This window comes from Alishewanella sp. HL-SH06, assembly GCF_052656265.1.
Map to the genome: position 1 here is coordinate 1,990,988 of NZ_CP199752.1, position 25,302 is coordinate 2,016,289.

Consider the following 25,302-nt stretch of genomic DNA (forward strand, 5'->3'; position numbering starts at 1 on the left):
TATGTCATTACATCCGCTGGCAGGTCAGCCGGTACCTAACGAACTTATCCCGAATGTTTGCCGCTTAATGACGGCCTATTATGTCCTAGAACCCGATATTCATAGCCATGCCACTCACCGCGTTAGCTTTGGGACTTCTGGGCATCGTGGTAGCGCATTAAGCTGCTCTTTCAACGAGCCGCACGTTTTAGCCATTTGCCAAGCAGTCGCTGATTATCGTAAAGCACAGGGGATTACGGGCCCGTTGTTTTTAGGTAAAGATACGCATGCGTTATCTGAAGCCGCCTTTGCCAGTGCCTTGGAGGTTTTAATTGCTAACAACATTCAGGTTTGTATTCAAGAAGGCCTTGGCTATACGCCTACGCCGGTTATTTCGCATGCCATTTTAACGCAAAATAAAGGCGCTACTGGCCAACTTGCCGATGGTATTGTTATTACACCGTCGCACAATCCACCTGAAGATGGCGGTATTAAGTACAATCCACCGCACGGTGGCCCAGCGGATACTGATGCGACAGACTGGATTGAGCAACGCGCTAATGAATTACTGGCTAATGAATTAGAGGGTGTTCGGATGATGCCCTACGCCTTGGCCATACAATCAGGCTATTGCCAGCATATTGATTATATCCAGCACTATGTTGATGACCTTGAAAACGTGATCGATATGGCCGCCATTGCCAAAGCCGGGATACGGATCGGGGTGGATCCTTTAGGGGGTTCCGGTATTGCCTATTGGCCCCGTATTGCTGAACGTTACGGTTTAAATATTACCGTAGTAAACAACAAAGTTGACCCATCATTCTCTTTTATGTCGTTAGATAAAGACGGCAAGATCCGTATGGATTGTTCCTCTGCTTATGCCATGGCGAATTTAATTAAACTCAAAGATCAGTTTGATGTGGCCATTGGTAATGATCCAGATTTTGACCGTCATGGCATCGTGACACGCAGTGGTGGCTTGATGAATCCAAACCATTACTTGGCGGTGGCGATCAATTATTTACTGGCGAATCGACCGCAGTGGGATGACAAACTGGCCATCGGTAAAACCTTGGTATCTAGTGCGCTAATTGACCGAGTCGTTGCAGCACAAGGCCGTATTTTAAAAGAAGTACCGGTTGGCTTTAAATGGTTTGTTGAAGGTTTACACCAAGGCACTATTGCTTTTGGTGGCGAAGAGAGCGCCGGTGCCAGTTTCTTACGCCATGATGGTTCCGCTTGGTCTACCGATAAAGACGGTTTTATCCTAGGCTTATTAGCCGCTGAAATGCTGGCAAAAACCGGTGTTGACCCTTATCAGCAATACCAAGCATTAACACGTGAGCTGGGCTCGCCGTTGTATCGTCGTTTAGATGCGCCGGCGGATGCCAAGCAAAAAGCGGCATTGAAGAATCTGGATACCAGCAGTGTCAGTGCCACCCATTTAGCGGGTGATGCCATCTTAGCGGTATTAACGAAGGCACCCGGTAACGATGCCAGTATTGGTGGCGTAAAAGTCGTGACAAAGAATGGCTGGTTTGCTGCGCGGCCATCGGGTACCGAAAATGCCTATAAAATTTACTTAGAGAGTTTTGTTGATCAGGCCCACTTAGAGCAGTTAGAAATTGATGCAAAAGCCTTTGTGGCTGATGTGTTCAATAAAATGTAGTGTTATACCCTTTTGGCAGTTAAACACGCTTATGTCGCGCGTTTGCCTGCTTTTTGCGTTTTAGATAAAAATCATGATTGTGTAATTTAATTACAAAACGCACTATTTTTTTTGCCAAAACGACCTTTATAGGCTATTGTTTTGGTAATTTTTCAACAAATGTGCATTGAAATCGTGAGATACGCGTAAAACTTTAGGATTGGCAATGAAAAAAAACACTACATCTAAAGCGGCCTCGTCTGCCGCAACTGCCACAGAGCAGTTGAAAGAACGCATTGTTAAACATTTACACTCCACCTTAGGAACCGATCTTAATAAAGCCAATCATCAGGCTTGGTGGCGCGCGACCTGTGCTGCTGTCAACGAACAAATCTACGACGGTTTAAGAACAACGCAACGTACCCACTATGAAAAAGATACTCGGGCACTTCACTATTTCAGTTTAGAGTACCTGATGGGACGTATGTTCAGTAATAACCTGCATAACCTTGGGTTATACGAGCAAGCAAAACAAGCCTTATCTGAATTGGGCTTAGACATTGCCGATTTGGAAGATCAAGAAGAAGATATGGCACTGGGTAACGGTGGTTTAGGGCGCTTAGCCGCGTGCTTTATCGAATCGTTAGCCACCTTAAATTATCCGGCCATTGGCTATGGTATTCATTACGAAAACGGTTTATTCCAGCAAAGTTTTCAAGATGGACGTCAAATTGAACGTCCAGACAGCTGGCGCGAATACGGTAACCCTTGGGAGATCTGTCGCCCAGAATCAGTACAAGAAATTGCTGTTTATGGTTATGTCGAAACCGTATTTGATTTACAAGGCCAAATGCAAAAAGTCTGGCACCCGGGGCGTATTATCAAAGGTGTGCCTTGGGATATTCCGATTGTTGGTTACGATGGCAGCTCAGTTAACGTGTTACGATTGTGGGAAAGCCGTGCCTCAGACTTTTTCAACTGGGACGTATTTAACTCGGGTGGATATATTGATGCTGCGCGTGAAAACGTGGAAGCCGAAAATATTTCCAAAGTGTTATACCCCAATGATGAAACGGATGCCGGTAAAGAGCTACGTTTAATTCAGCAATATTTCTTCTGTTCTTGTTCACTAAAAGACATTATTCGCCGTTATAAACGTCGGCACGGTGATGATTGGAGCCACTTTGGTAAACAAGTGGTCATTCAATTAAACGATACTCACCCTGCGGTAGCGATTCCTGAATTAATGCGTATTTTAGTCGATCGAGCGCAAATGGCATGGGATGATGCATGGGCGATTTGTCAGCAGGTTTTTGCCTACACTAACCATACCTTATTGCCAGAAGCGCTAGAGCGTTGGCCAGTAAGATTGTTTGAAAAAGTATTACCTCGACATATTGAAATTATTTACGAAATCAACCGCCGCTTCTTGTTAGAGCAGGTAGACGTATTGTGGCCTGGCGATAACGACAAAAAACGTAAATTGTCTATTATCGAAGAAGGCCATGAGCCAATGGTTCGGATGGGGCATTTATCGGTTGTGGGTTCATTTAAGGTGAATGGTGTGGCTGAAGTGCATTCTAAATTGGTGCAATCCGATCTGTTCCCAGAAATGGTGGCATTATGGCCGGATAAATTTACCAATATCACTAACGGTGTCACGCCACGACGTTGGTTAAAGTCATGTAACCCGCGTTTGGCTAAGTTGTTGGATACGATTGTTGGTAAAGATTGGCCACGAGAGCTGAATCAATTACAAAAACTTGTTGAGCATGCCAAAGATCCGCAGTTCCAAGAAAACTTTATGGCGATTAAACAGCAAAATAAAGCGGACTTAGCTGTGGTAATTAAGAAACTAACGCGTATCGATGTTGATCCTACCGCGATGTTTGATGTGCAAATTAAACGCTTACATGAATACAAACGGCAACATCTGAATTTACTGCATATTTTGGCGTTATATCGCCGTATTTTGCAAAATCCAGACTACGATATGGTGCCACGGGTGTTCTTGTTTGGTGCTAAAGCCGCCCCCGGTTACAAGCTGGCTAAAGACATTATTTATGCCATCAATAAAGTCGCTGAAAAAATCAACAACGATAAGCGAGTTAAAAACCGTATTAAAGTGGTGTTCATGCCGAACTACCGCGTCACCTTGGCTGAAAAACTGATCCCCGCAGCAGATATTTCTGAGCAAATCTCTACGGCCGGTAAAGAAGCTTCAGGTACTGGGAATATGAAACTGGCGTTAAATGGTGCCATTACAGTGGGAACCTTGGATGGGGCTAATATTGAAATTGCCGAAGAAGTCGGTGAAGACAATATCGCGATCTTTGGTTTAACGGTAGATGAAGTTAAAGCGCTACATCAGAAGGGCTATCATAGCAGCGAGTATTACCATAATAACCCTGAGCTGAAAGCGATTCTGGATTGGTTAGAGACCGATTACTTTACGCCAGGCAAACCCGGTGAGTTAGCGGCAATTAAACGCAGCTTGTTAGATGGCAACGACCCATACTTAGTATTGGCTGATTTTGAGTCTTACCTAGCGGCGCAGCAAAAAGTCGATACATGGTATCGTGATCCCGCGCTCTGGGCAGAGAAAGCGATTATCAATACCGCATCCGTCGGGAAGTTTACTTCAGATCGCTCTATCAACGATTATGTTGAACGAGTGTGGAAACTGAAGTCTTGCGACATTATTAAAAATTAAAAGTAAACGTTTGATTACGTTTCTTAATAGATTAAACGGCAGCGTTTTCGCTGCCGTTTTTATTTAATGCTCGAAACTCGTTTTGCTTTCTTTTATGCTAATGCTAAGTGGTATGGCGTAGTGTGAAAGCTTATGCGTTTTTTTTGCGTGGTATTATGCTGTTTCTGTTTTAGCAAAATGGCCAGTGCTAACGAGTCATTGGCCAACACTTTGCAGTGGGCCATTAATGATGCACCGCCTTTTCATATTATTGACGGACCCTATCAAGGCTTAGGCTTGTGTGATGGATTAATGGATGCGGTACATCGCGCCTTGCCAGATAAACAACGTTCAGTTTGGTTAATGCCCCAAGCGCGCATCAGTAATTTATTAAAACAACAGTCCGAACTATGCTTCCCCTGTATGATTTATCATGGCCGACATGATGAGCGAGCCTATTTCAGTTTACCGACCCATGTCTATTACCCCTATCAATTGATCACCACTAAAGCCAAAGCGGCACAGATACAATTGCGCTATGGTAATCCATTAGCTTTTACCGCCTTATTAGCTGATAAACACTACCGCTTAGGTTATCCGGCGGGGCGGCGCTATAGTATTTTGCAGCCCTTGTTAGATAAAACCCCACCGTTTCTCGCGCGAACTGGCAGTGGCGGTGCTATTGCGATCCTGCAGATGATTGTGGCAGATCGCTTAGATTACACGATGGATTATCCCATTATTGCCAATTACTTTCATAAAGTGTTTGATAGCGAGTTAACATTAACCCCACTGCAAGAGAACGATCAAACGCACATGCCTGGTGCCATTGGCTGTGCTAAAACGGCATGGGGCCAAGCGGTCTTAGCCGAGATCAACGCGGTAATGCCACAAATAAGACAAGATCCCGCCTTTCTAAATGTTCTGGAATTGTGGGCAGGGCAAGATCCTGCTGCTTACCTAGAGTTTAATAAACGGCATTTGGCCAATCCTGCTTATAATGTCAGCCCCTTACAACCTTGAATAGCTTCGTGCTAACTGCGGCGTTTGGTGATCAGGCTTTCTCGGGTTACTATCAGAAAAAACACGACTAAAAATTAACATTTTATCGACAGGAGTAACAGCAATGATGATGGAGCAGTTTCGTCATAGCGGCGATTTTTTAGCTTTTACCTTAGCCAATCCTAATGGTTTAGCCCCTTGTCAGTTTGAATTAGGCTCAGGCGTTACTGTCGAGATCTGGGATACTGGCGTGATCTGTTTTCAGCCTGCCCAAGCCGCTCGACAACATATTATTCTCAGTTGTGGTGTGCATGGTAATGAAACGGCTCCCATCGAACTGTGTGCCGCTATCGTGCAAGATATTTTACAGGGGCATTTAACACCTACTGAGCGGGTATTAGTGCTATTCGCTAATCCTGCCGCCATAAATTTAGGCCGTCGTGAAGTGACTGAGAATTTAAATCGGTTATTTTCGGGGCATCATAGTAAGGGGGCGGGTTTAATCAACGCCGAGCGGCAACGCGCCCAAGCGTTAGAGCAGTATGTTACACGATTTTATGAAGGCGCCCCGGCCAATGAGCCGCGTTGTTTATATGATTTACACACCGCCATTCGTGGCTCTCGTTTTGAGAAGTTCGCCGTGTATCCTTTTTTACATGGTAAGCCTTGGCGCAAACAACAGTTACAATTTCTGGCGGCTTGCGATGTGCACACGGTGCTGATGATGCAAACGCCGGCCAGTACCTTTAGCTATTATGCGTCGCACAGCCATGGCGCGGATGCCTTTACCATAGAGCTGGGTAAAGTGCAGCCGTTTGGCCAAAATGATATGTCACGTTTTGCCCAAGCAGACAGTGCCTTACGTGCACTGATTACTAACCGTTTACTTGCGCCGAAACCTTTTGCGGCAGAAGATTTTCATCTTTATGAAGTGTATCGCGCCATTAATAAGCAAACTCAAGATTTCAAGTTGCATTTTGCTGACGATGTCCAGAATTTCACCAGTTATCCGTTAGGTAGCTTATTGGCCACCGATGGTGACTTAGAGTATCGGGTAGAGCGCGAGGGGGAGGCGTTAATTTTCCCGAACGCTAAAGTGGCCATTGGGCAGCGTGCTATGCTGATGGTGGTACCCACAGACATTCAACATAACCTGATCTAACGTCTTAACGGCTTTAGCCAGTAAATATAACCTGACAGTACTGTGTGCTGTCAGGTTTTTTTATGCCAGCGCGCGGTTGCATTGCAGTTTACGTAAAGGTAAAGTCTAGCGGAAAAACGAGTCATTACAACCAAGAGAGTCCTTATGACCAATCCAAATAACGCCACCATTACTACGGTGCATCGCGCAGAGTTTACTGCCAGTGACGCGTTAAAAATCCCTACCTTAAGGATCCTGAAAGACGATGGTAGCCTTTATGCAGAAGCAGAGGCACCCACGTTAGACAAGGCAACCGCGTTAAAAATGTATGACACTATGGTGTTTATCCGAGTGTTAGATGAAAGGATGTTGGCTGCACAGCGCCAAGGTCGTATCAGTTTTTACATGCAATGCTTAGGCGAAGAGGCAACCACTATCGGCAGTGCGGCAGCGTTAACGGATCTTGACATGATTATGGCGCAATACCGCGAACAAGGTGCTTTGCGCTATCGCGGCTTTACGCTAGAACAATTTATGAACCAGTTGTTCTCCAACGAGAAAGACTTGGGTAAAGGCCGGCAGATGCCGGTGCATTATGGAAGCAATGCCATCAACTATATGACGATTTCGTCACCCTTAGGCACCCAGATCCCACAGGCCAGTGGTTATGCTTATGCGCAAAAATTGCGTGGATTGGAAGCCGTAACAATTTGTTATTTTGGTGAAGGCGCGGCTTCTGAAGGCGACTTCCATGCCGGTTTAAATATGGCAGCGGTGCACAAAGCACCGGTGATTTTTTTCTGTCGCAACAATGGCTATGCCATTTCTACGCCAGCGAATGAACAGTTTGTCGGTGACGGTATTGCCTGTCGCGCGGTAGGTTATGGCATGAAGTCGATTCGTGTTGACGGGGCCGACATTCTGGCGGTGTTTAAAGCCACGCAAATGGCCCGTGAATATGCGTTAAAGCATAACGAGCCGGTATTAATTGAGTCGATGGCATACCGTTTAGGTGCCCATTCCTCTTCTGATGATCCAAGTGGCTATCGTTCTAAGGAAGAAGAAGCCTTATGGCGTAAGAATGATCCTATCGCCCGTTACAAGGCCTGGTTATTACAGAAAGGTTGGCTGGATGAAGCGGCCGACAAAGCGCAAACTGAGCAATTACGTATTGATATCTTAGATGCGCTTAAAGTGGCTGAAAAAGTGGCGAAGCCAGGTATCGAACACTTAATTTCTGATGTTTATGCCGAGCCTATTCCTGCATTACAGCAACAATTAGACGAATTAAAACAGCATATCCGGAAATATCCAGATGCGTATCCGATCACGGCGGGGAGATTAGACTAATGGCAAAAATGAACATGTTGCAGGCCATTAACAATGCCCTTGATTTGGCAATGGCTAAAGATGATGGCGTGGTCTGTTTTGGTGAAGATGTTGGCCACTTTGGTGGTGTATTTCGTGCAACCAGTAAATTGCAAGAAAAGTATGGTAAAGCTCGTTGTTTCAACACGCCACTGACTGAGCAAGGTATCGCTGGTTTTGCCAATGGTATGGCGGCACAGGGCATGAAGCCGGTCGCTGAGATTCAATTTGCGGATTATATCTTTCCCGCCTTTGACCAAATCGTCAATGAAACCGCCAAGTTTCGCTACCGCTCGGGTAATGAATTTAATGTCGGTGGCTTGGTGTTCCGTACGCCTTATGGTGGCGGCATTGCAGGTGGACATTACCACAGCCAAAGCCCAGAGGCCTATTTTGCGCACACCCCGGGTTTAAAAATCGTGGTGCCTCGCGACCCTTATCAAGCGAAAGGCTTACTCTTAGCCTCGATTGCTTGCCCGGATCCGGTGATCTTTTTTGAACCGAAGAAACTGTATCGTGCCTCCATTGGCGAAGTACCAGAAGAGTATTATGAGTTACCTATCGGTAAAGCTGATATCCTACAACAAGGTAAGGATGTCACGGTACTGGGCTGGGGCGCGCAAATGGAAATTATTCAAAAAGCCGTTGAGATGGCCGCTGCCGAAGGTATCTCCTGTGAAGTGATTGACTTGCGCAGCATTCTGCCATGGGATGCGGATACCGTTGCCGCATCCGTGAAAAAAACCGGCCGTTTAGTGATTAACCATGAAGCGCCATTAACCGGTGGTTTCGCTGGTGAAATTGCCGCGACCATTCAAGGCAGCTGTTTCTTGCACCTTGAAAGCCCCATCGAACGGGTGTGCGGTATGGATACACCTTATCCGCTGGCGCTAGAAAAAGAATATGTCGCCGATCATCTGAAAACCTTCGAAGCGATTAAACGCTCGGTTAACTTCTAAGGAGCCTTGGATGAAACAGGATTTTATTCTGCCAGATATTGGCGAAGGTATTGTTGAGTGTGAAATCGTGGAATGGCTGGTTGCTGAGGGCGATACCATCAGTGAAGACCAACCGGTTTGTGATGTGATGACCGACAAAGCTTTAGTGCAGATCCCTGCGGTTTATAACGGTGTGGTCAGTAAATTGTATTATGCCAAAGGCGAGATTGCTAAGGTACATGCGCCATTATTTGCAATGGAGATTGCCGACGATGGCAATACCGCTGCCCATGTTGAACCCGCGAAGGCCACCCAAGTAGCGGCCCCAGCTCAGCCTGCTGCTGCGCCACAAGCCAATGGCATGATCAGTGAAGACTTTATTTTACCGGATATCGGTGAGGGTATTGTCGAGTGTGAAATCGTAGAATGGTTAGTTGCTGAAGGTGAGACCATCAGCGAAGATCAACCGGTTTGTGATGTGATGACTGATAAAGCCTTAGTACAGATCCCAGCAAAACACTCGGGTGTTGTCAGTAAACTGTATTATGCCAAAGGTGAAATTGCCAAGGTGCATGCGCCGTTATTTGCCATCAGTCGTGCAGTGGATGCGCCATCTGACAGCAACAATGCGGTTACCGCAGCCCCAGCAGCCACCACCAGCAGCCAAGTGACTGCTCAGGCTAAAGCCAGTAACCATGCCGCGGTAAGTCGTCAGGCGCCACTAGGTAAAGCCTTAGCTAGCCCTGCGGTGCGGCGTTTAGCACGTGAATTGGGTATTGATATTCATTTGGTACCAGGCTCTGGTGATAAAGGCCGAGTGTTTAAAGACGATGTCCGTGCCTTTACTGCCGGTGAGGCGAAGCCCACGACGCAAGCAACTGCCAGCAGCGTGAGCAACACGACAGCTGCTGCAGCGCCAGCTGCAGCATCAGCGACTCATCGCGTTGAAGCCATTCGGGGGATTAAAGCAGCCATGGCTCGGCAAATGACCGAGTCGGTATCGACTATTCCGCATTTTACTTATTGCGAAGAAATCGATTTAACGGAATTGATTGCCCTGCGCAGCCAGTTAAAAGATCACTATGCCAAGCAAGGCGTGAAACTGACCATGATGCCGTTCTTTATGAAAGCCTTATCGCTGGCGATCAATGAGTTTCCGGTAATGAACAGTCAGCCGAATGCCGACTGCACTGAGTTAACTTATTTTAGTGCGCACAATATTGGCATTGCGGTTGACTCTAAAGTTGGTTTGTTAGTGCCAAATATTAAAGGGTGTGAGCAAAAGTCCATTGTGGAAATTGCTAATGCCTTAACTAAATTAACGGATGCTGCTCGCGAAGGCCGAGTGAGTCCTGCTGATTTAAAAGGCGGCACGATTACCATCAGTAATATTGGCGCCATTGGTGGCACAGTAGCGACACCTATCATCAATAAACCGGAAGTGGCGATTGTCGCCCTAGGTAAGGTACAGTCTTTACCGCGCTTTGATGCCAAAGGCCAAGTGGTCGCTCGGCAAATTATGCAAGTGAGCTGGTCAGGCGATCACCGCATTATTGATGGCGGTACCATTGCCCGCTTTACTAATTTGTGGAAACAGTATTTAGAGCAGCCAAGCAGTATGCTGGTGGCTATGCGCTAAACCGTGCATTTTAAGTCGGTTTAAAACCCCAGCTTGCTGGGGTTTTGTTTTTGGTGAATTGAAACTGAAATGTAAACTTTATTTTTTTGCGGTGTTGCGTTAAATTGCTGACTGTTTATGTTTTATCCATCAGGTGTTATCACATCGATTTGCCCGTGAAGCTCGCAAAGCCATCGCTAAGTGGCAATGGCAACATTTACCGGCAGGGTTGCTCAATGCACCGGTGAAAAGCGCTGTGCGTTTTGAATTTTGTTTAGAAGATAACAGTGGGCACTGCAATGACGCCTTTTTTGCTGCGCCATCGAAATGTCCAGGCGAGGATGTACTTCCGGTCATTGGTTATCGGATCACGAATCTCTAAAGAGAATAGCCGTGTTTAGTGTGCTGACCGGCAGATTAAGCTTGTAAAAAAAACAGGGAGTGCTAAGGTCAAATCTTGTTATGTCGGGAGTTATCAGGATGTTTTATAGGCGTTTTTTCATTAGCATGGCGTGTTGTTTCGGCTTGGCAGCCCTTCAGGTACAAGCGGACAATGCGCAACAGGTCTTTAGCCAATATCAAGATGCCTTACTGCAGGTGCAGGTTGTTGAAAAACAAACTCAGCACAAAACCTCAATTGGCAGCGGTTTTTATATTGCGCCCGAGTTGGTGATCACCAATTATCATGTGGTTGCAAGCCGCGTTGCCACCCCAGATAGCTATCAATTAATGGCAAAGTTTGGGGATGATGGCTTACAGCCATTAGAGATTTTAGCCCTAGATGTGGTAAATGATTTAGCCTTGTTAAAAGCGCCAGCCAGAGTAGGGCATTTTTTTGCGTTAGCCGATGCCTTACCGGAGCAGGGCGCGGCGGTGTTCAGTTTAGGTAATCCGCATGATTTAGGCATGGTAGTGGTGCCGGGTACCTATAACGGCATGAAACAACAAAGCTTTTATCCGCGTTTACATGTCACAGGCTCGATTAATCCGGGTATGAGTGGTGGCCCTAGTGTTAATGAGCTTGGCCAAGTGGTTGGGGTGAATGTGTCAACGGGCGGTAATCAATTAGGCTTTGTGGTGCCGATGGCGCAGGTTAAAGCCCTGGTGAATACAAAGCCTGCCGAGGTCCCTGCGGTTGAGCTTTTAAAAACACAAATTGGCCAACAGTTATTGGCTAACCAACAGCAAATGCTCGAACCCTTATTAAACGCGAACTGGCAAATGAAAGCTTTAGGCCGGGGTTTAGTGCCAGAGAGTATCGCGCCTTTTATCACTTGTTGGGCTCGCACTAATCCCCCTCGCGTAGAGCAAGAAATTCGCGCTTCTGCCGCGTTTTGTGGTTTGTCGGAAGAGGTGTTTATTAGTCATCAATTCACCACCGGCAAAATTCAAATGCAATTTGAGTGGTTTGATGGTTCGGCGTTAGCCATGACAAAATTCGTGCATCATTACGCGAACAAGCTAAAACAAATGCGCCCAGACAATCGCGCTTCGGTGCGTGATGTTGGCGAATATAGCTGCTTAAGCGACATTGTCGGCGACAAACAAGTTGCAGCTCGCACCATCTATTGTGTGCGTGCCTACAAAGATTACCCCGAGTTATTTGATGTGTTGTTTTTAGCTGGAACCGTGCCTGCTGAGCAACAAGGTTTTGTGAGTCACTTTTCGTTAGCGGGCGTTAGTCAACAAAATGCCGATGCGTTTACCCGTAAGTTTATGGAGACAGTGAAATGGCAATAATTATTGAGCTGTTAAATACTCAGGGAAAAAGTGTTGGGATCCATAAATTTACTCAAAACGATATCCGGATTGGTCGCAGTTATGATAACGATGTTATCTTACTGGATCCGCACAGTTGCGCTGAGCATGCCATACTTAGTTGCGATGAGCAGGGGCATTGGCAGTTACGCGATCTGGACTCGGCAAATGGTACTTTAAGTAGCTCAGGGCAGCGTATTCAGCAAACCACGATCCCGCATTCTGGCCAAGAATTTATCTTAGGTAAACAACGTTTACGGGTGTTTTTTGCTGCAGCCAGTGTCGCGCCAACGCGCATACTCGCTAAAGGTTGGCAAAGTTTACGATTATTATCGTCAGTACCCTTGCTGATCTTATTATTGTTGTTGGTTTCTGCGTACTTTTCTTATGAAATGTGGCTGGGTGCCATCGGTGAGGCGGCTGAGAATTGGCATCGACAGTTATTAAGTATTCCGTTTATTTTATTGGCTTTGCTGCTGTGGCCTGCACTGTTAGCGTTATGGGCGCGGCTGCGCTCGCAAGAATCAAACTTTCGACCGCAGGTGACACTGATCCTGCTCATTACCGCAAGTTGGTTGCTTTGGTCAGAATTGAGCCGCTGGTTAAGTTTTAACTTTAGTCAGGCGATGTTGGTCGAGGTGTTGCAGTTAACCCTGCCTGCAGTACTGCTTGTGGTGTTGTTTTGGAATGGCTTTAAACTGGCAGGTATGCAACGTAAAAGTTTGCAGCTAGTGTTAACCATTGCCTTAGCGAGTACTTATTGGTTAGTGCCCTACATGCAAGCGGCTGGGCCGCAAATAATGCCGCAGTATCAAGCGGAATTATTGTCACAACCTATGCTAATTAGTACGCCCAAAAATCCAGAAATGTTTTTAACCGACAGTGCCAGCTTGTTTGACAAAGCGACACAGTCGGCGAAACAACCTTAAGCGTTAAGTCTATTCTTCTGCAGTAGTTGCTATTGCTGGGTTGCGGCGAAATTTATCGCCCAACACCAGCAGTGCAGGGGTTAGAAACAGCGTTAATATCGTGGCAAAGGTTAAACCTCCGGCGATGGCACTCGATAGCTGAGTCCACCACATGGTAGAGGGTGCACCAAAACCTAAACTGGGTTCCAGTAAATTTACATTCACCGATAGCACCATCGGCATTAAGCCCAGCACCGTAGTAATTGACGTCAATAACACCGGCCTTAGACGTAAACAGCCTGTCTCTAACGCCGCACTGACCGCAGTATGGCCTTGTGCGCGAAATTGGTTGTAGGTATCAATTAACACAATATTGTTGTTTACCACGATACCGGCCAAACCAATAATTCCCATGCCCACCATCACAATACCAAAACTTTGGCCATTGATCAGCAAACCCAGCAAAACGCCTGCGGTAGATAGAACAATGGCGGATAAAATCAGTAAACTTTGATACCAACTATTAAATTGCGCCAGCAAAATCATCAGCATGATAAAGATAGCAATCACAAAAGCGCCGAGTAAAAAACTCATGGTTTCTTGTTGATCAGCATCTTCACCTGCGGTTTGAATCATCACCCCGTCGGGAAGCGTAATGTCGGCAGAGCGCAGTGTATTTAAACGTTCTGTTAACTGATAACCTTCTGCTAAATCGCTTTTGATGGTGATGGCTCGGTTACTGTCAACGCGTTTAATCACACTGGTTTTGGGGGAGGGCACCACATTGACAAAGTTACTCAGCGGCACCTGACCTGAGGTGGTTGCCACGGTTAATCGTGATAACTGGCTGAGCGAGCGTTCGTTATGAGGAAAGCGTACCCGAATATCGACTTCATCACTGGCGTATTCCGGACGAAACCGAGCCAGTAATAAACCATTGCTGACCAATTGAATGGCATTGCCGACGGTTAATACATCTGCGCCAAAACGGGCGGCCTCGGCGCGGTTCACTTCTACTCGCCATTCGATACCCGGTAAATTACGATCATCTTCAATATCGACAAAACCACCGAGTTGCTGCATGTTAGCAATGACCAACGCGGTTGCCGCATCAATTTGCGATGGATCTTGTGATGTAATTAATAACTCCACCGGTTTACCCGCAGCAGGGCCTTCTTGCTGTTGGCGAAACTCCAGCATAATGCCGGGGATATCGGCGGTCAGTTGCCGCATATCGTGTAATATGGCCGCCGCAGGGCGGCGTTGATCCCAATCAATAAATTGAAACTGTAAGGTGCCTACAACATCTGCCGTTAGCTCGCCACCCGCACTGGCCATTGAGCGCGCATATAAGGCTTTCACTTCAGGTAAATGCAATAAACGCTGCTCCACTTTTTGCAGCAAAGCATCTTTTTCAAAAATGGACATGTCACCGCGAGCCCGTACCCAGACTTGCGCCGATTCTGGCTCTACGGCCGGAAAAAATTCAGTACCATAGTTAAATTTGGCATAAGCAAAATACACCAAAATAATCGCCGATAGCGTAAAAGCCAAGCTGCGACCGGGCCAATGTAATACTACGCTTAACGCACGACGATAGCCCGCGCTAAAACGGTTTGCCGGTTCAGCAATATCGGGTGCCGGTGGTCGATAACGGCCAAGGCTACCCATCACCGGTAAGAAAATGAGCGCCATCACCATGGATGCAAGTAAACAGACAATCACGGTCGCCGGTAGGTATTTCATAAATTGCCCGACCATGCCTGGCCAAAATAATAAAGGCACAAACACCGCAAGGGTGGTGCAGGTAGAGGCGATGATAGGCCATGCCATTCTATCGGCGGCATTGAGCCAAGCAGTCTTGCGATCTTGCCCTTCTTTACTGAAACGGTCAGCTAATTCAGATACGACAATCGCGCCATCAACTAACATACCTGCCACTAAGATTAGCGCGAACAACACGATAATATTCATGGTAAAACCCAATGCCCAGATCAGCATGATGCCCGCAAAAAAAGCGCCTGGGATAGTGATGCCCACCAATAAGGCACTGCGCAGCCCCATGGTAGCGATAATCAAAATTAACACTAACACCACGGCGGTCAGCACGTTGTTAAGCAAATCCGACAGCATGGTTTCAACCTGCACAGATTGATCCATGATGTAGTCTATTTGCAGCCCTTCTGGAAATTGTTTGCTGGCCTCGGTTAATAACGCCTTGGTTTGCTCAATACTGGAGATAATATTGGCACCACTGCGTTTTTTTACTTCGAGTACGACGGCGGGCTGGCCATTGATCCGGGCAAAGCCTTGTGGATCTTTAAAGCTACGATTGACGGTCGCAACATCGCCAAAGGTGATGACCGTATCGCCACTGACTTTGATGGGCATCGCCAGTACATCGGTAAGATCTTCAATGATCCCAGGCACTTTTAATGCCATACGCCCCGCACCGGTATCTAAACTGCCGGCGGCGACTAAGCGGTTATTGTTGCTGACTAACGAGAATAGCTGTTGATAATCTAGGCCATAGCTTTGCAATACTTGTGGATCGACGACAATCTCCAGTAAATCTTCTCGATCACCGCCAATGTCGACTTCTAATACTTCCGGAATGGCTTCAATTTGTTCTTTTAATGCACGGGCAATGCGCACCAAAACTTCTTCGGCGATGGGCCCCGATAAGCCAACTGACAGCACCGGAAATAACGCCACATTGATTTCGTTGACCGTGGGCTCTTTGGCTTCTGCTGGCAGTTTCGCGCGAGCGGCATCTACTTTAACTCGAACATCAGCCAAGGCTTTATCTGGATCAAAACCTGCGTCAAACTCTAGCATTACCGAGGCATGACCTTCGCTGGCGGTGGAGGTCATTTTTTTAATGCCCTCTAACGAGCGTAATTCGTGCTCCATCGGCCGCACCAGTAATCGCTCACCGTCTTCTGGGCTGATGCCATCGAGCGACATCGACACATACATCATCGGAATGGCAACATCGGGGTTGGCTTCTTTTGGGATGACGATATAGGCGGTTAGGCCTGCAGCAAAAATAAACAGCAGCAACATAATGCTGGCTCGACTGCGGTCAATCGCCGCGGCGATTAACGCTCTCATTCGCTGACTCCGCGCTGCACTGTCACGGCTTGGCCGACCGCAACAAAGCCTGCGCCTTGTGTGATCAATTCCGCTTGCGCTGGCAGACCTGTGACCCAAGCGCTATTGTTGTCGGTGCTTAATAAACTGATGGGGTAAAACTGCACTACATCGTTTTCTACCGTGTAAAGACCAAGCCGTCCTTGTGGGTCAAGCCGCAATAACGCCGGTGAGATCTGATGAGCTTCGACCGCCGACAAGGCAATCACTAAGGTCGCACTGGCACCAGCGAGAGGCTGTAACTGAGGATTCGCCACGGTAGCTTCAATATAATAACTGCGGCTTTGTGCATCAGCGACGGGGCTAATAAAACTGAGGCTGCCGTTAAGCTGTTGGCCGTTCATTAAATTGACTGTTACGGTTTGACCCAGCGATAACTCTGCTACGCGTTGTTGTGGCACTTGCGCTGTTACGCGTAATTGACTGATATCCACTAATTGAAACAGTGTATCGCCAATTTGCACTCGGCTACCCGGATCGCTGTAACGACGTGCCAGCACACCATTAAAGGGAGCCGTAGGCTGCGTGTGGGCAACATTTAATTCCGCCTCGGCTAAATTGGCTTCTGCACTGGCTAAGTCACTTTGTAAGCGTGCTAATTCGGTTTTACTCACAAATTGTTGGCGGGTTAATTGTTGAGCGCTTTGCAGTTCACTTTGTCGTAAATGATACAATGCTTTGGCTTGCTGTAAGCGGGCTGTGCGTCCTTCATCACTTAATTGCAGCAGCGTTGTCCCTTGTTTGACCTTATCGCCTTGCTCGACGTTTAATTGCAGTAGCTGTCCGGCAACTTGGGCTTTTATGTCAATACTGTGCCAAGCCATTATTTGCCCCTGTAACTGCTGCGTTGCAGGGTAGGCTGAGGCATTCGACAACTGTGTTTGCACGGTAAAAGCAGCAGCGGGGGCAGGCGCTGCGGCTTCTAGCGCTTGCTGGGAGGCTTGGCGATGATCTGCAAAAATTAACCAGAGCGCTAAAAGCAGAGTTAGTAAGATAGCTAAGAATAACGGTGACTTAACGCGAGATAACAGCATAAATAGCTCTTTATAACAATATTACCGCTAATTTAATCAGTTTTAAGCTGTTTACACAAAAGGTAAATGTAATAAAACGTATAGCATAGCGGTTTTTTCTTCAGCAAATGACCAAGCGCAGCGCATAGGCTCAATACTACAGTGACTAAATAGTCTGGCGGTAATGAGCGCAAAGTGATTATTTTATGCTTTCGCTGGCAATTTGACGCAGTGAAGCGGCTAATTGCTGTGGCTCTTGTGCGCCAGAAATCAGGTATTTGTTATTAATGATAAAGGCCGGAACTGAAGAAATACCGGCTTGTTGGTACTTAGCGATATCAGCAGATACGATATCAGCAAAGTCATTACTGGCTAAGATCTGTTCTGCTTGCGTTTGATCTAAACCGGCATTTTTCGCGCATTCTGCCAGCACTGATCTATCAGCCACATTGGCTGCTTCACCAAAATAGGCATCAAACAGTGCCAGCTTCATGGCGGTGGCTTTTTGTTGTGTGTCGGCCCATTTGACCAAGCGATGCGCATCAAAGGTATTACAGGTTTTGCGCTGCTGTAACTGGCTAAAATTGATGCCGAGGCCGCTGGCGATCTGCATCATATTGGCTTGCGCTTGGCGCATTTCTTCTTCACTTTTACCGTATTTACGGCTAAGTGCCGGTAATATCGCTTCCTGTGGCGCGTTCTTATCCGGATTTAATTCAAAGGCGTGCCACTCTAAGGTAACGGCTAATTCCGGTGCCAGTGATAATGCCTGCTCTAAGCGGGCATAGCCGATAGCGCACCATGGGCAGGCAATATCAGAAACTAAATCGATTTTTAACGGCGTCATGCAGCTAGATCCTTGTGATGTTAAAAGCCAGTGAAACAATGTGTATAACAGAACGATGAGGGCGACAGGCGCGCGTTTCAACTCAGCTTTGATGCTAAATAGTCCACGAGTACCCGCACTTTGGCGGATAAATGCCGATTTTGTGGATAGATAGCCCAAATACCCTCATCCGGTTGCCGCAGTTCACTAAGAACCGCCATCAACTCGCCTTGCTGCAAATTGTCACTGACATAGTAGTCAGGTAATTGCACTAAACCCAGCCCTTTGAGGGCGGCATCGCGCAGTGCCACGCCACTATTGCAAACAATACGGCCTTGTGGCTTAAACTGAACGATTTTTCCTTGCTGCATAAAGCGCCAATTCGCTACTGTGCCGGTGAGGCATTGATGCTGCGCTAAGGCTGTTAGGCTAGTGGGTGTGCCATGCTGAGCTAAATAGGCCGGAGATGCCACCACATATTGTGTGCGGCTGGCCAGCTTGCGGGCAATCAAACTCGAGCTTTCTAAAGTGCCAAGTCGAATAGCCAGATCATAGCCGCCTTGAACTAAATCCAGTTTGTTGTTGCTAAGCTGCAAATCTAATTCAGTGTCGGGGTAGCGCAGCATAAAATCATGTAGCAGTGGGGCAATTCGGGTTTCACCATAAAAAACCGGTGCGGTCAGTTTAATTTGGCCGCGAGGCGTTGCTTTTAGGTTGGCCAGTGTGCGGTTTGCTTCATCTAAACTGGCCACCAAATGCCGACAATGCTGTAAATACAATAAGCCCTCTTCAGTCAGGCTGACACTGCGGGTACTGCGATACAGCAGTTTAATGGCAAGACTCGCCTCTAATTCAGCAATGTTACGACTGACTTGTGCGACCGAAATGCCTAACTGTTTAGCGGCCTTAGTAAAACTCTGTTGCTCAGCCACGGCCACAAACTCACTAATGCCGATCCATTGTTTCATTAAAATGCCATTGTTATTGTTACTCGCCAGAACGCTTGTCACTTTTTGCGTTAATCGCCTTGATCATAGTACAAAGTGCTACATTATTGCAAAAATGAAAAACTGATTTGCATTTTAATGCTATTCAACCTGATATGGAAAAAATCAAAATCAGGTTACACTTAACCTCATAGTAAAATCTTCCTGTGTAACTTTTTAAAAGGATCAACAGATGAACATGATTAAAACACGTGCCGCCGTCGCTTGGGGCCCAGGTCAACCGTTAACCATTGAAGAAGTCGATTTAATGCCGCCACAAAAAGGCGAAGTGTTAGTACGTATCGTGGCTACCGGCGTGTGCCATACCGATGCCTTTACCTTGTCTGGTGAAGATCCTGAAGGCATTTTTCCGGCTATTTTAGGGCACGAGGGGGGGGGGTATTGTCGAAGCCGTCGGTGAAGGCGTCACTTCAGTGGCGGTAGGCGATCATGTGATCCCACTGTACACCCCAGAGTGTGGTAAATGTAAATTTTGTTTGTCGGGCAAAACTAACCTGTGCCAAGCCATTCGTGCCACTCAAGGCAAAGGCTTGATGCCTGATGGCACCACTCGGTTTTCAAAAGACGGTAAGCCAATTTATCACTATATGGGCACGTCCACCTTTTCTGAGTACACGGTATTACCAGAAATTTCACTGGCTAAAATTAATAAAGAAGCCCCGTTGGAAAAAGTCTGCTTACTCGGCTGTGGTGTCACTACCGGCATGGGTGCAGTAATGAATACCGCCAAAGTAAAAGAAGGCGATACCGTCGCAGTGTTTGGTTTAGGCGGCATCGGCTTATCGGCGATCATTGGTGCAGTTATGGCTAAAGCCAGCCGCATTATTGCCATTGATATTAACGAAGATAAATTTGCGATCGCCAAACAATTGGGCGCGACGGATGTGATTAACCCGAAGCATTTCGACAAACCGATCCAAGAGGTGATTGTTGAGATGACCGATGGTGGCGTGGATTTCTCGTTTGAATGTATTGGTAACGTCAACGTGATGCGCTCTGCTTTAGAATGTTGTCATAAAGGCTGGGGCGAATCGGTGATTATTGGTGTGGCGGGTGCTGGACAAGAGATCTCAACCCGGCCATTCCAGTTGGTTACTGGTCGTGTATGGCGCGGTACGGCCTTTGGTGGCGTAAAAGGTCGCAGCGAATTACCGGATTATGTTGAGCGTTATTTAAACGGTGAGTTTGAACTTGATACTTTTATTACGCATACCATGCCGTTAGAGGACATCAACAAAGCCTTTGATTTAATGCATGAAGGCAAGTCGATCCGCACCGTAATCCACTTCTAAAGCTTATCACTAACACGCCTTAGCGCTTTTGCTTTGGCGTGTTAGGCCGATAGGCATCTTGCGTTTTTCGATATTAAGAGGCCGCGTATGACAACTTCTTCTGCACTTATCGCTGTAAGCGAACAACGCTGTTTTGGTGGCAAACAACTGCGATTTAAACATCAATCTGCGGTGCTGCACTGCGAAATGCAATTTTCAGTATTTTTACCGCCGCAAGCAGAGCTACACAAGGTACCTGCACTGTATTGGTTATCAGGTTTAACCTGTACCGATGAGAATTTTTCCAGCAAAGCCGGGGCGCAGCGTGTGGCTGCAGAGCTTGGACTGGCGCTAATCATGCCCGATACCAGCCCTCGTGGCGCCGATGTTGCTGATGATCCAGATGGGGCTTATGACTTTGGCTTAGGGGCCGGCTTTTATGTTAATGCCACTGAAGCGCCTTTTGCTGCGCATTATCAGATGTATGATTATATTTTGCAGGAATTACCGGCACTGCTGCAGGCAGAATTGCCACTGAGCGCGGCTAAAGCAATCAGTGGTCACTCGATGGGGGGGCACGGTGCTCTGGTCATTGGCCTGCGTAACAATGCCGAGTATCGCAGTATTTCTGCTTTTTCACCCATTTGTCACCCGATGAATTGTACTTGGGGCCAAAAAGCGCTGCGCGGTTATCTCGGGGACGATGAAACAAAATGGCAGCAATACGACGCTGCTTATTTGCTGGCGAAGCAGGGCAGTCAGCTGCCGATTTTAGTTGATCAGGGACTCAGTGATAACTTTTATCCGGCTCAGTTGCAAACTGACAGCTTGGTTAAAGCCGCAGAGCAAGCAGGCGTTGCCGCTGAAATCCGTTTGCAAGCAGGCTATGATCACAGCTACTACTTTATCGCCAGTTTTATCGAGCAGCATTTGCGCTTTCATGCCCGTCATTTAGGCTTAACTGGCGCTTAGCGAGCTTTGTTTTATGAGCAGTGACGGTATCGTGTTATGCCGTCGCCCTCACTGGCTTCCTGTGCTAGCGGTTTCTAGTTAACCCCCACCGTTAATGGGCCTTGCACACTGGGTATTAGCAACAACATGTCGTCACTGCACCGGCGATTTTTCAGGCTAGTCCATAACAAAGCGCAGTGCACTGCTACCTTGTTGCCGTTCATGCTGGCATAATCGGTAAACGTTAACAACCCCAGCCAGGAGCATCTTATGAGCTATCAAGATAACAACGTTTTCGCTAAAATTTTACGTGGTGAATTACCCTGTTTTAAAATTTATGAGGATGAACACAGCTTAGCCTTTATGGATATTATGCCGCAGGCAGATGGTCATGCTTTAGTGATCCCCAAATACCCGGCAGAAACATTGGCTGAACTTCCCTTAGATTATGCCGCTCCTCTGCTAGCGACGGTGCAAAAAGTGATGGCTGCGCAAAAAAGTCTGCTAAAAGTGGAAGGCATCGTCTTAATGCAACTCAATGGTACTGCGGCGGGACAAACGGTGCCGCATTTGCATTTTCATCTGATCCCAACGCATTTAAGCGAATTAAAACGCCACGGTGCTGAGCAAGGTGATATGGGGCATATCAAATCGCAAGCAGTTGAATTGGCAAAGTTATTGACGCAATAAGCGCAGATTAACCGCAGTGGCCATCGGCAAGGTAAGCGGCTAACTCAGGTGTAAAAATACGGAAACCACTGATGCAAAAGCAAACGGGCATACTACTGGCTTTAACGCTGCTGTTAGGCAGTTGTACTCTTCAAACTGAACGGCTGACAACAGCAACGGCAACAACGGGCTTGCAGCTGCAAATTATTCATATTAATGATACCCACTCACAATTTGATGCCTCACCCGCTAAGTTATTTGGGGCGGCAGAGCAGCCGCTTTATACCTTTATTGGTGGTCATCCTCGGGTACTCAGCCATGCGCGCACGTTACGCCAGCAAGCTGCCAATGAGGGGTTGAGTAGTTTGTTTTTACATGGTGGTGATGCCTTTAAAGGCAGTGCATATTTTGAATTGTTTGAGCATGAAATTAATATCGACATTCTTAATCGCATGCAGCTGGATGCGATGGCGCTGGGAAATCATGAATTTGATATCGGCCTTGAGAAATTAGCGCAATTTGCCAGCCAAGTTAATTTTCCGGTGTTAGCCGCTAATGTCGATAGCCGCGCCGAGCCGCGTTTAGCCAAGGTCGAGAATTTAAAGCCGTTTCAATTATTTCGTTTAGTGGATCAGCAATGGCAACCGACCTCTTTACCGATTAACCCTGCTGAACCGGTGCTGGCGGTATTTGGCCTCGCGCTTGAGGATATGCGCGCCATGGTGCCTGATACCGGCGACTTAGTGTTTGCCGATGAAGTCGCGTCTGCCCAACAAACGGTAGATTTTTTACAACAACAGGGTGTCAAACATATCGTAGCGTTAACCCATTTAGGGCATCAGCGTGATCGCACCTTGGCCGCTAAAGTGAATGGTATTGATGTGATTGTTGGCGGGCATTCGCATACCTTACTTGGCGATTTTCGGCAGTGGTCGCTGGGCCAGCAAGCGCCGTATGCCGAGCAAATTCGTAATGTTGATGGTAAGGCCATCACCTGCGTAGTGCAAGCCGGACAGTTTGCGCAAGCCGTCGGTGCTTTAACGGTGAGCTTTGATCGGCAAGGCCAAATCAATCGTTGCGATGGGCAAAACACCTTACTGGCCAGCCAACAATTATATCACTCGGCTTTGCGCCAAGCCGATAGCCAGCTACAGGGCGAGCCACTGGCCAAGCAATTAGGTTTTATTGCCGCGTTAGCGCGCACGGCCATTACTGAAGAAGATGCTAACTTACGCCAAGTGCTGGATGAGGTTTATTTACCGGCCGTGCAACAAGCCTATGGGAAGCAAATCAGTGCACTGGAGCAAACCCTTTCCCATGTGCGTTTACCGGGTACGGGTGGCAGTGACCAACATGGTTCGCTTTTAGCGGCGCATATTACCGATGGCATTCAATATTGGTTAAATAGCCGTGCTCGCGCAGAATTAGAGCAACCGGTTGATTTTACTTTGCTGGGGGCGGGCAATATTCGCAGTGATTTAACCGCCGGCGCCGTGTTCGAAGGGCATATTCGTTTAGAAGTATTACCCTTTGCTTCTGCGCTCAGCGTTTTAACCGTGAGCGGAGCCGATGTGCTGGCATTATTGCAGCAAACCATCAGCGCTACCTTACCTGCCGGTGCGCATGCGGGGAAGTTTCCGTATAGCAGTCATTTACGATATACCGCAATAGAGCAAGCGGATGGCCGTTTAGTGCTTACAGATGTTTCGGTATTACAACAAGGGCAATGGCAAGCACTGCTGCCCGAGCGGCAGTATCGTCTTGCTACAACGGATTATTTAGCCAATGGCAATGATGGTTGGCATAAGCTGCAACAAGTACAACAAAACGGCAGCGACCGGCGAGATATTATTTTGCTGAACGGTCAGCCAAAAGCGTTTGCGGTAACACGGGTGCGCGCCGAGCAAGATGCCAGTGGTAAAACGGCTTATGTACCGGAATACGCACAAGCGGCTGGCTTACCTTGTCAGCAAACTAACGCGGATTGTAAAGTACCGGCCGAGGCGTTTATTCGTTATCTGCAAGCTTATCCGGCGCTATGGCAACAGACAAGACCTGCAACGGTAACGCTTCAGCGCGCGCCATAGGGCGCATCGCTTGATGGTTGCGCAGAGTGATGGCAAGAACTGAGTGCTCTTATTCCAACTTGGAATAGCGAAGAAGAAAATCGAACTTTATTGTTATTGAGTTTTCGCCGTAAGATACACTTTTAGGCGTAGCTTAACCTACTGCGCCTGCTAGGGGTTTTCCAGCTGCAGAGCTGGCCGCGAAGAGGCTGCAATGAGTATCCATATTGAACATATCAGTAAACGTTTTGGGCAATTTCAGGCGTTAAACCAGATTAATCTGCAACTAAATACCGGTGAGCTCACGGCGCTACTGGGCCCGTCTGGCTCGGGTAAAACCACCTTATTACGAATTATTGCGGGCTTAGAGCAGGCCGATAGCGGCCTTATTCGCTTTAATCAGCAAGATATAAGTCAGCAACATGTGTCTGAGCGCGGTGTTGGGTTTGTGTTTCAGCATTACGCCTTATTCAAACATATGACGGTGTTTGAAAACGTGGCTTATGGTTTAACGGTGAAACCGAAAAAATTGCGGCCAAGCAAAGCCGACATTGCAAAAAAAGTGCATAACCTGCTCGAGTTAGTGCAACTAGGCTGGACTGCCGACCGCTATCCAGCACAATTATCCGGTGGGCAACGCCAACGCATTGCGTTAGCGCGAGCGCTCGCGGTAGAACCCAAAATGTTATTATTAGACGAACCTTTTGGTGCGCTCGATGCCAAGGTGCGCGCGGAGTTACGCCGTTGGCTGCGCCGTTTACACGATGAGATCCATGTAACCAGCGTGTTTGTTACGCACGATCAGGAAGAAGCCTTAGAGGTTGCGGATCGTATCGTTGTGATGAATCAAGGCCAAATTGAGCAGCACGGTACGCCTGAGCAAGTGTATGATCATCCGGCCAATCCGTTTGTGTATGAGTTTTTGGGTAATGTCAATTTGTTCCATGCCAGGGTTAATCAAGGTCAAACCCATATCGGTAAAGCCGCGATGCCCGCGCCAGAGCATAGCAGTGCTGCTGAGCAGGCCGGTTTAGCGTATGTCAGGCCGCATGAAATTGACGTTTTTAATTGTCCGCAAACTGATGCGATACCGGTTACCATTGATTTAATTACGGTGGTAGGGCCAACAGTGCGCTTAGAAGTACAAGCGACAGAGCTTGCACAGCTGGTGCATATTGAACTGCCCAAAGCGCAATTTAATACGCTGAATTTAGTTGCCGGAGCGCCAGCTTGGATCCGACCTCGGTATAGTAAAGTGTTTTTAGGCGAAGGTATTTAATACCTTACCATC

At 47.3% G+C, this 25,302-nt stretch carries 18 protein-coding genes and 1 pseudogene; 15 read left to right on the forward strand and 4 right to left on the reverse strand.

Going from position 1 to position 25,302, the window contains the following annotated elements; all coding sequences use genetic code 11:
- Position 1: 1 nt before the first annotated feature.
- The 10 genes from pgm to ACUJFK_RS09280 all read left to right on the forward strand — a co-directional run bounded on the left by pgm (position 2) and on the right by ACUJFK_RS09280 (position 13,076).
- Positions 2-1,651 (forward strand): phosphoglucomutase (alpha-D-glucose-1,6-bisphosphate-dependent), encoded by a 1,650-nt coding sequence (gene pgm / locus ACUJFK_RS09235; protein ID WP_445424657.1) that lies wholly within the window; start codon positions 2-4, stop codon positions 1,649-1,651.
- 205 nt (positions 1,652-1,856) lie between these two features.
- A complete protein-coding gene (locus tag ACUJFK_RS09240) occupies positions 1,857-4,343 on the forward strand; it encodes a glycogen/starch/alpha-glucan phosphorylase (protein WP_445424658.1) in 2,487 nt (828 codons plus the stop codon).
- A 132-nt stretch (positions 4,344-4,475) separates the two neighbouring features.
- Positions 4,476-5,345: an ABC transporter substrate-binding protein gene (locus tag ACUJFK_RS09245; RefSeq protein WP_445424659.1), complete on the forward strand. Its 870-nt coding sequence runs from the start codon at positions 4,476-4,478 to the stop codon at positions 5,343-5,345.
- Positions 5,346-5,448: 103 nt separating this feature from the next.
- Positions 5,449-6,486 (forward strand): succinylglutamate desuccinylase, encoded by a 1,038-nt coding sequence (gene astE / locus ACUJFK_RS09250; RefSeq protein WP_445424660.1) that lies wholly within the window; start codon positions 5,449-5,451, stop codon positions 6,484-6,486.
- A gap of 144 nt (positions 6,487-6,630) precedes the next feature.
- Positions 6,631-7,815 (forward strand): thiamine pyrophosphate-dependent dehydrogenase E1 component subunit alpha, encoded by a 1,185-nt coding sequence (locus tag ACUJFK_RS09255; RefSeq protein ID WP_445424661.1) that lies wholly within the window; start codon positions 6,631-6,633, stop codon positions 7,813-7,815.
- A complete protein-coding gene (locus ACUJFK_RS09260) occupies positions 7,815-8,792 on the forward strand; it encodes an alpha-ketoacid dehydrogenase subunit beta (protein WP_445424662.1) in 978 nt (325 codons plus the stop codon). Before ACUJFK_RS09255 ends, ACUJFK_RS09260 begins: the two co-directional genes overlap by 1 nt.
- A 10-nt stretch (positions 8,793-8,802) precedes the next feature.
- The gene (locus tag ACUJFK_RS09265; protein ID WP_445424663.1) at positions 8,803-10,410 is read left to right on the forward strand and encodes a dihydrolipoyllysine-residue acetyltransferase; all 1,608 of its coding nucleotides are present in this window, start codon (positions 8,803-8,805) and stop codon (positions 10,408-10,410) included.
- A 133-nt stretch (positions 10,411-10,543) separates the two neighbouring features.
- Positions 10,544-10,771, forward strand: a complete 228-nt coding sequence (locus ACUJFK_RS09270; RefSeq protein WP_445424664.1) for a hypothetical protein — start codon at positions 10,544-10,546, stop codon at positions 10,769-10,771.
- A gap of 143 nt (positions 10,772-10,914) precedes the next feature.
- Positions 10,915-12,129, forward strand: coding sequence for a S1C family serine protease (locus tag ACUJFK_RS09275; protein WP_445424665.1), 1,215 nt, complete (start codon positions 10,915-10,917; stop codon positions 12,127-12,129).
- Complete coding sequence (locus tag ACUJFK_RS09280) at positions 12,120-13,076, forward strand: FHA domain-containing protein (RefSeq protein ID WP_445424666.1); 957 nt, start codon at positions 12,120-12,122, stop codon at positions 13,074-13,076. Before ACUJFK_RS09275 ends, ACUJFK_RS09280 begins: the two co-directional genes overlap by 10 nt.
- Positions 13,077-13,085: 9 nt before the next feature.
- Here ACUJFK_RS09280 and ACUJFK_RS09285 read toward each other — a convergent pair whose 3' ends face one another.
- The 4 genes from ACUJFK_RS09285 to ACUJFK_RS09300 form a co-directional block, all read right to left on the reverse strand.
- On the reverse strand, positions 13,086-16,169 hold the full coding sequence (locus tag ACUJFK_RS09285) for an efflux RND transporter permease subunit (protein ID WP_445424667.1): 3,084 nt from the start codon (positions 16,167-16,169) through the stop codon (positions 13,086-13,088).
- The gene (locus tag ACUJFK_RS09290) at positions 16,166-17,242 is read right to left on the reverse strand and encodes an efflux RND transporter periplasmic adaptor subunit (protein WP_445424668.1); all 1,077 of its coding nucleotides are present in this window, start codon (positions 17,240-17,242) and stop codon (positions 16,166-16,168) included. Before ACUJFK_RS09290 ends, ACUJFK_RS09285 begins: the two co-directional genes overlap by 4 nt.
- A gap of 178 nt (positions 17,243-17,420) precedes the next feature.
- The gene (locus tag ACUJFK_RS09295) at positions 17,421-18,068 is read right to left on the reverse strand and encodes a DsbA family oxidoreductase (protein ID WP_445424669.1); all 648 of its coding nucleotides are present in this window, start codon (positions 18,066-18,068) and stop codon (positions 17,421-17,423) included.
- 77 nt (positions 18,069-18,145) lie between these two features.
- Complete coding sequence (locus tag ACUJFK_RS09300; protein WP_445424670.1) at positions 18,146-19,015, reverse strand: LysR family transcriptional regulator; 870 nt, start codon at positions 19,013-19,015, stop codon at positions 18,146-18,148.
- A 211-nt stretch (positions 19,016-19,226) separates the two neighbouring features.
- On the opposite strand from ACUJFK_RS09300, the pseudogene ACUJFK_RS09305 reads away from it, so the two are divergent.
- From ACUJFK_RS09305 to ACUJFK_RS09325, 5 genes and pseudogenes are all read left to right on the forward strand, one after another.
- Positions 19,227-20,346: pseudogene (locus ACUJFK_RS09305) on the forward strand (S-(hydroxymethyl)glutathione dehydrogenase/class III alcohol dehydrogenase).
- A gap of 87 nt (positions 20,347-20,433) precedes the next feature.
- Positions 20,434-21,297, forward strand: a complete 864-nt coding sequence (fghA, locus tag ACUJFK_RS09310; RefSeq protein WP_445424671.1) for an S-formylglutathione hydrolase — start codon at positions 20,434-20,436, stop codon at positions 21,295-21,297.
- A gap of 249 nt (positions 21,298-21,546) precedes the next feature.
- On the forward strand, positions 21,547-21,966 hold the full coding sequence (locus tag ACUJFK_RS09315) for an HIT family protein (protein WP_226751506.1): 420 nt from the start codon (positions 21,547-21,549) through the stop codon (positions 21,964-21,966).
- Between the two features lie 71 nt (positions 21,967-22,037).
- Positions 22,038-24,032 (forward strand): bifunctional metallophosphatase/5'-nucleotidase, encoded by a 1,995-nt coding sequence (locus tag ACUJFK_RS09320; RefSeq protein WP_445424672.1) that lies wholly within the window; start codon positions 22,038-22,040, stop codon positions 24,030-24,032.
- 193 nt (positions 24,033-24,225) lie between these two features.
- A complete protein-coding gene (locus ACUJFK_RS09325; protein WP_445424673.1) occupies positions 24,226-25,290 on the forward strand; it encodes a sulfate/molybdate ABC transporter ATP-binding protein in 1,065 nt (354 codons plus the stop codon).
- Positions 25,291-25,302 lie beyond the last annotated feature (12 nt).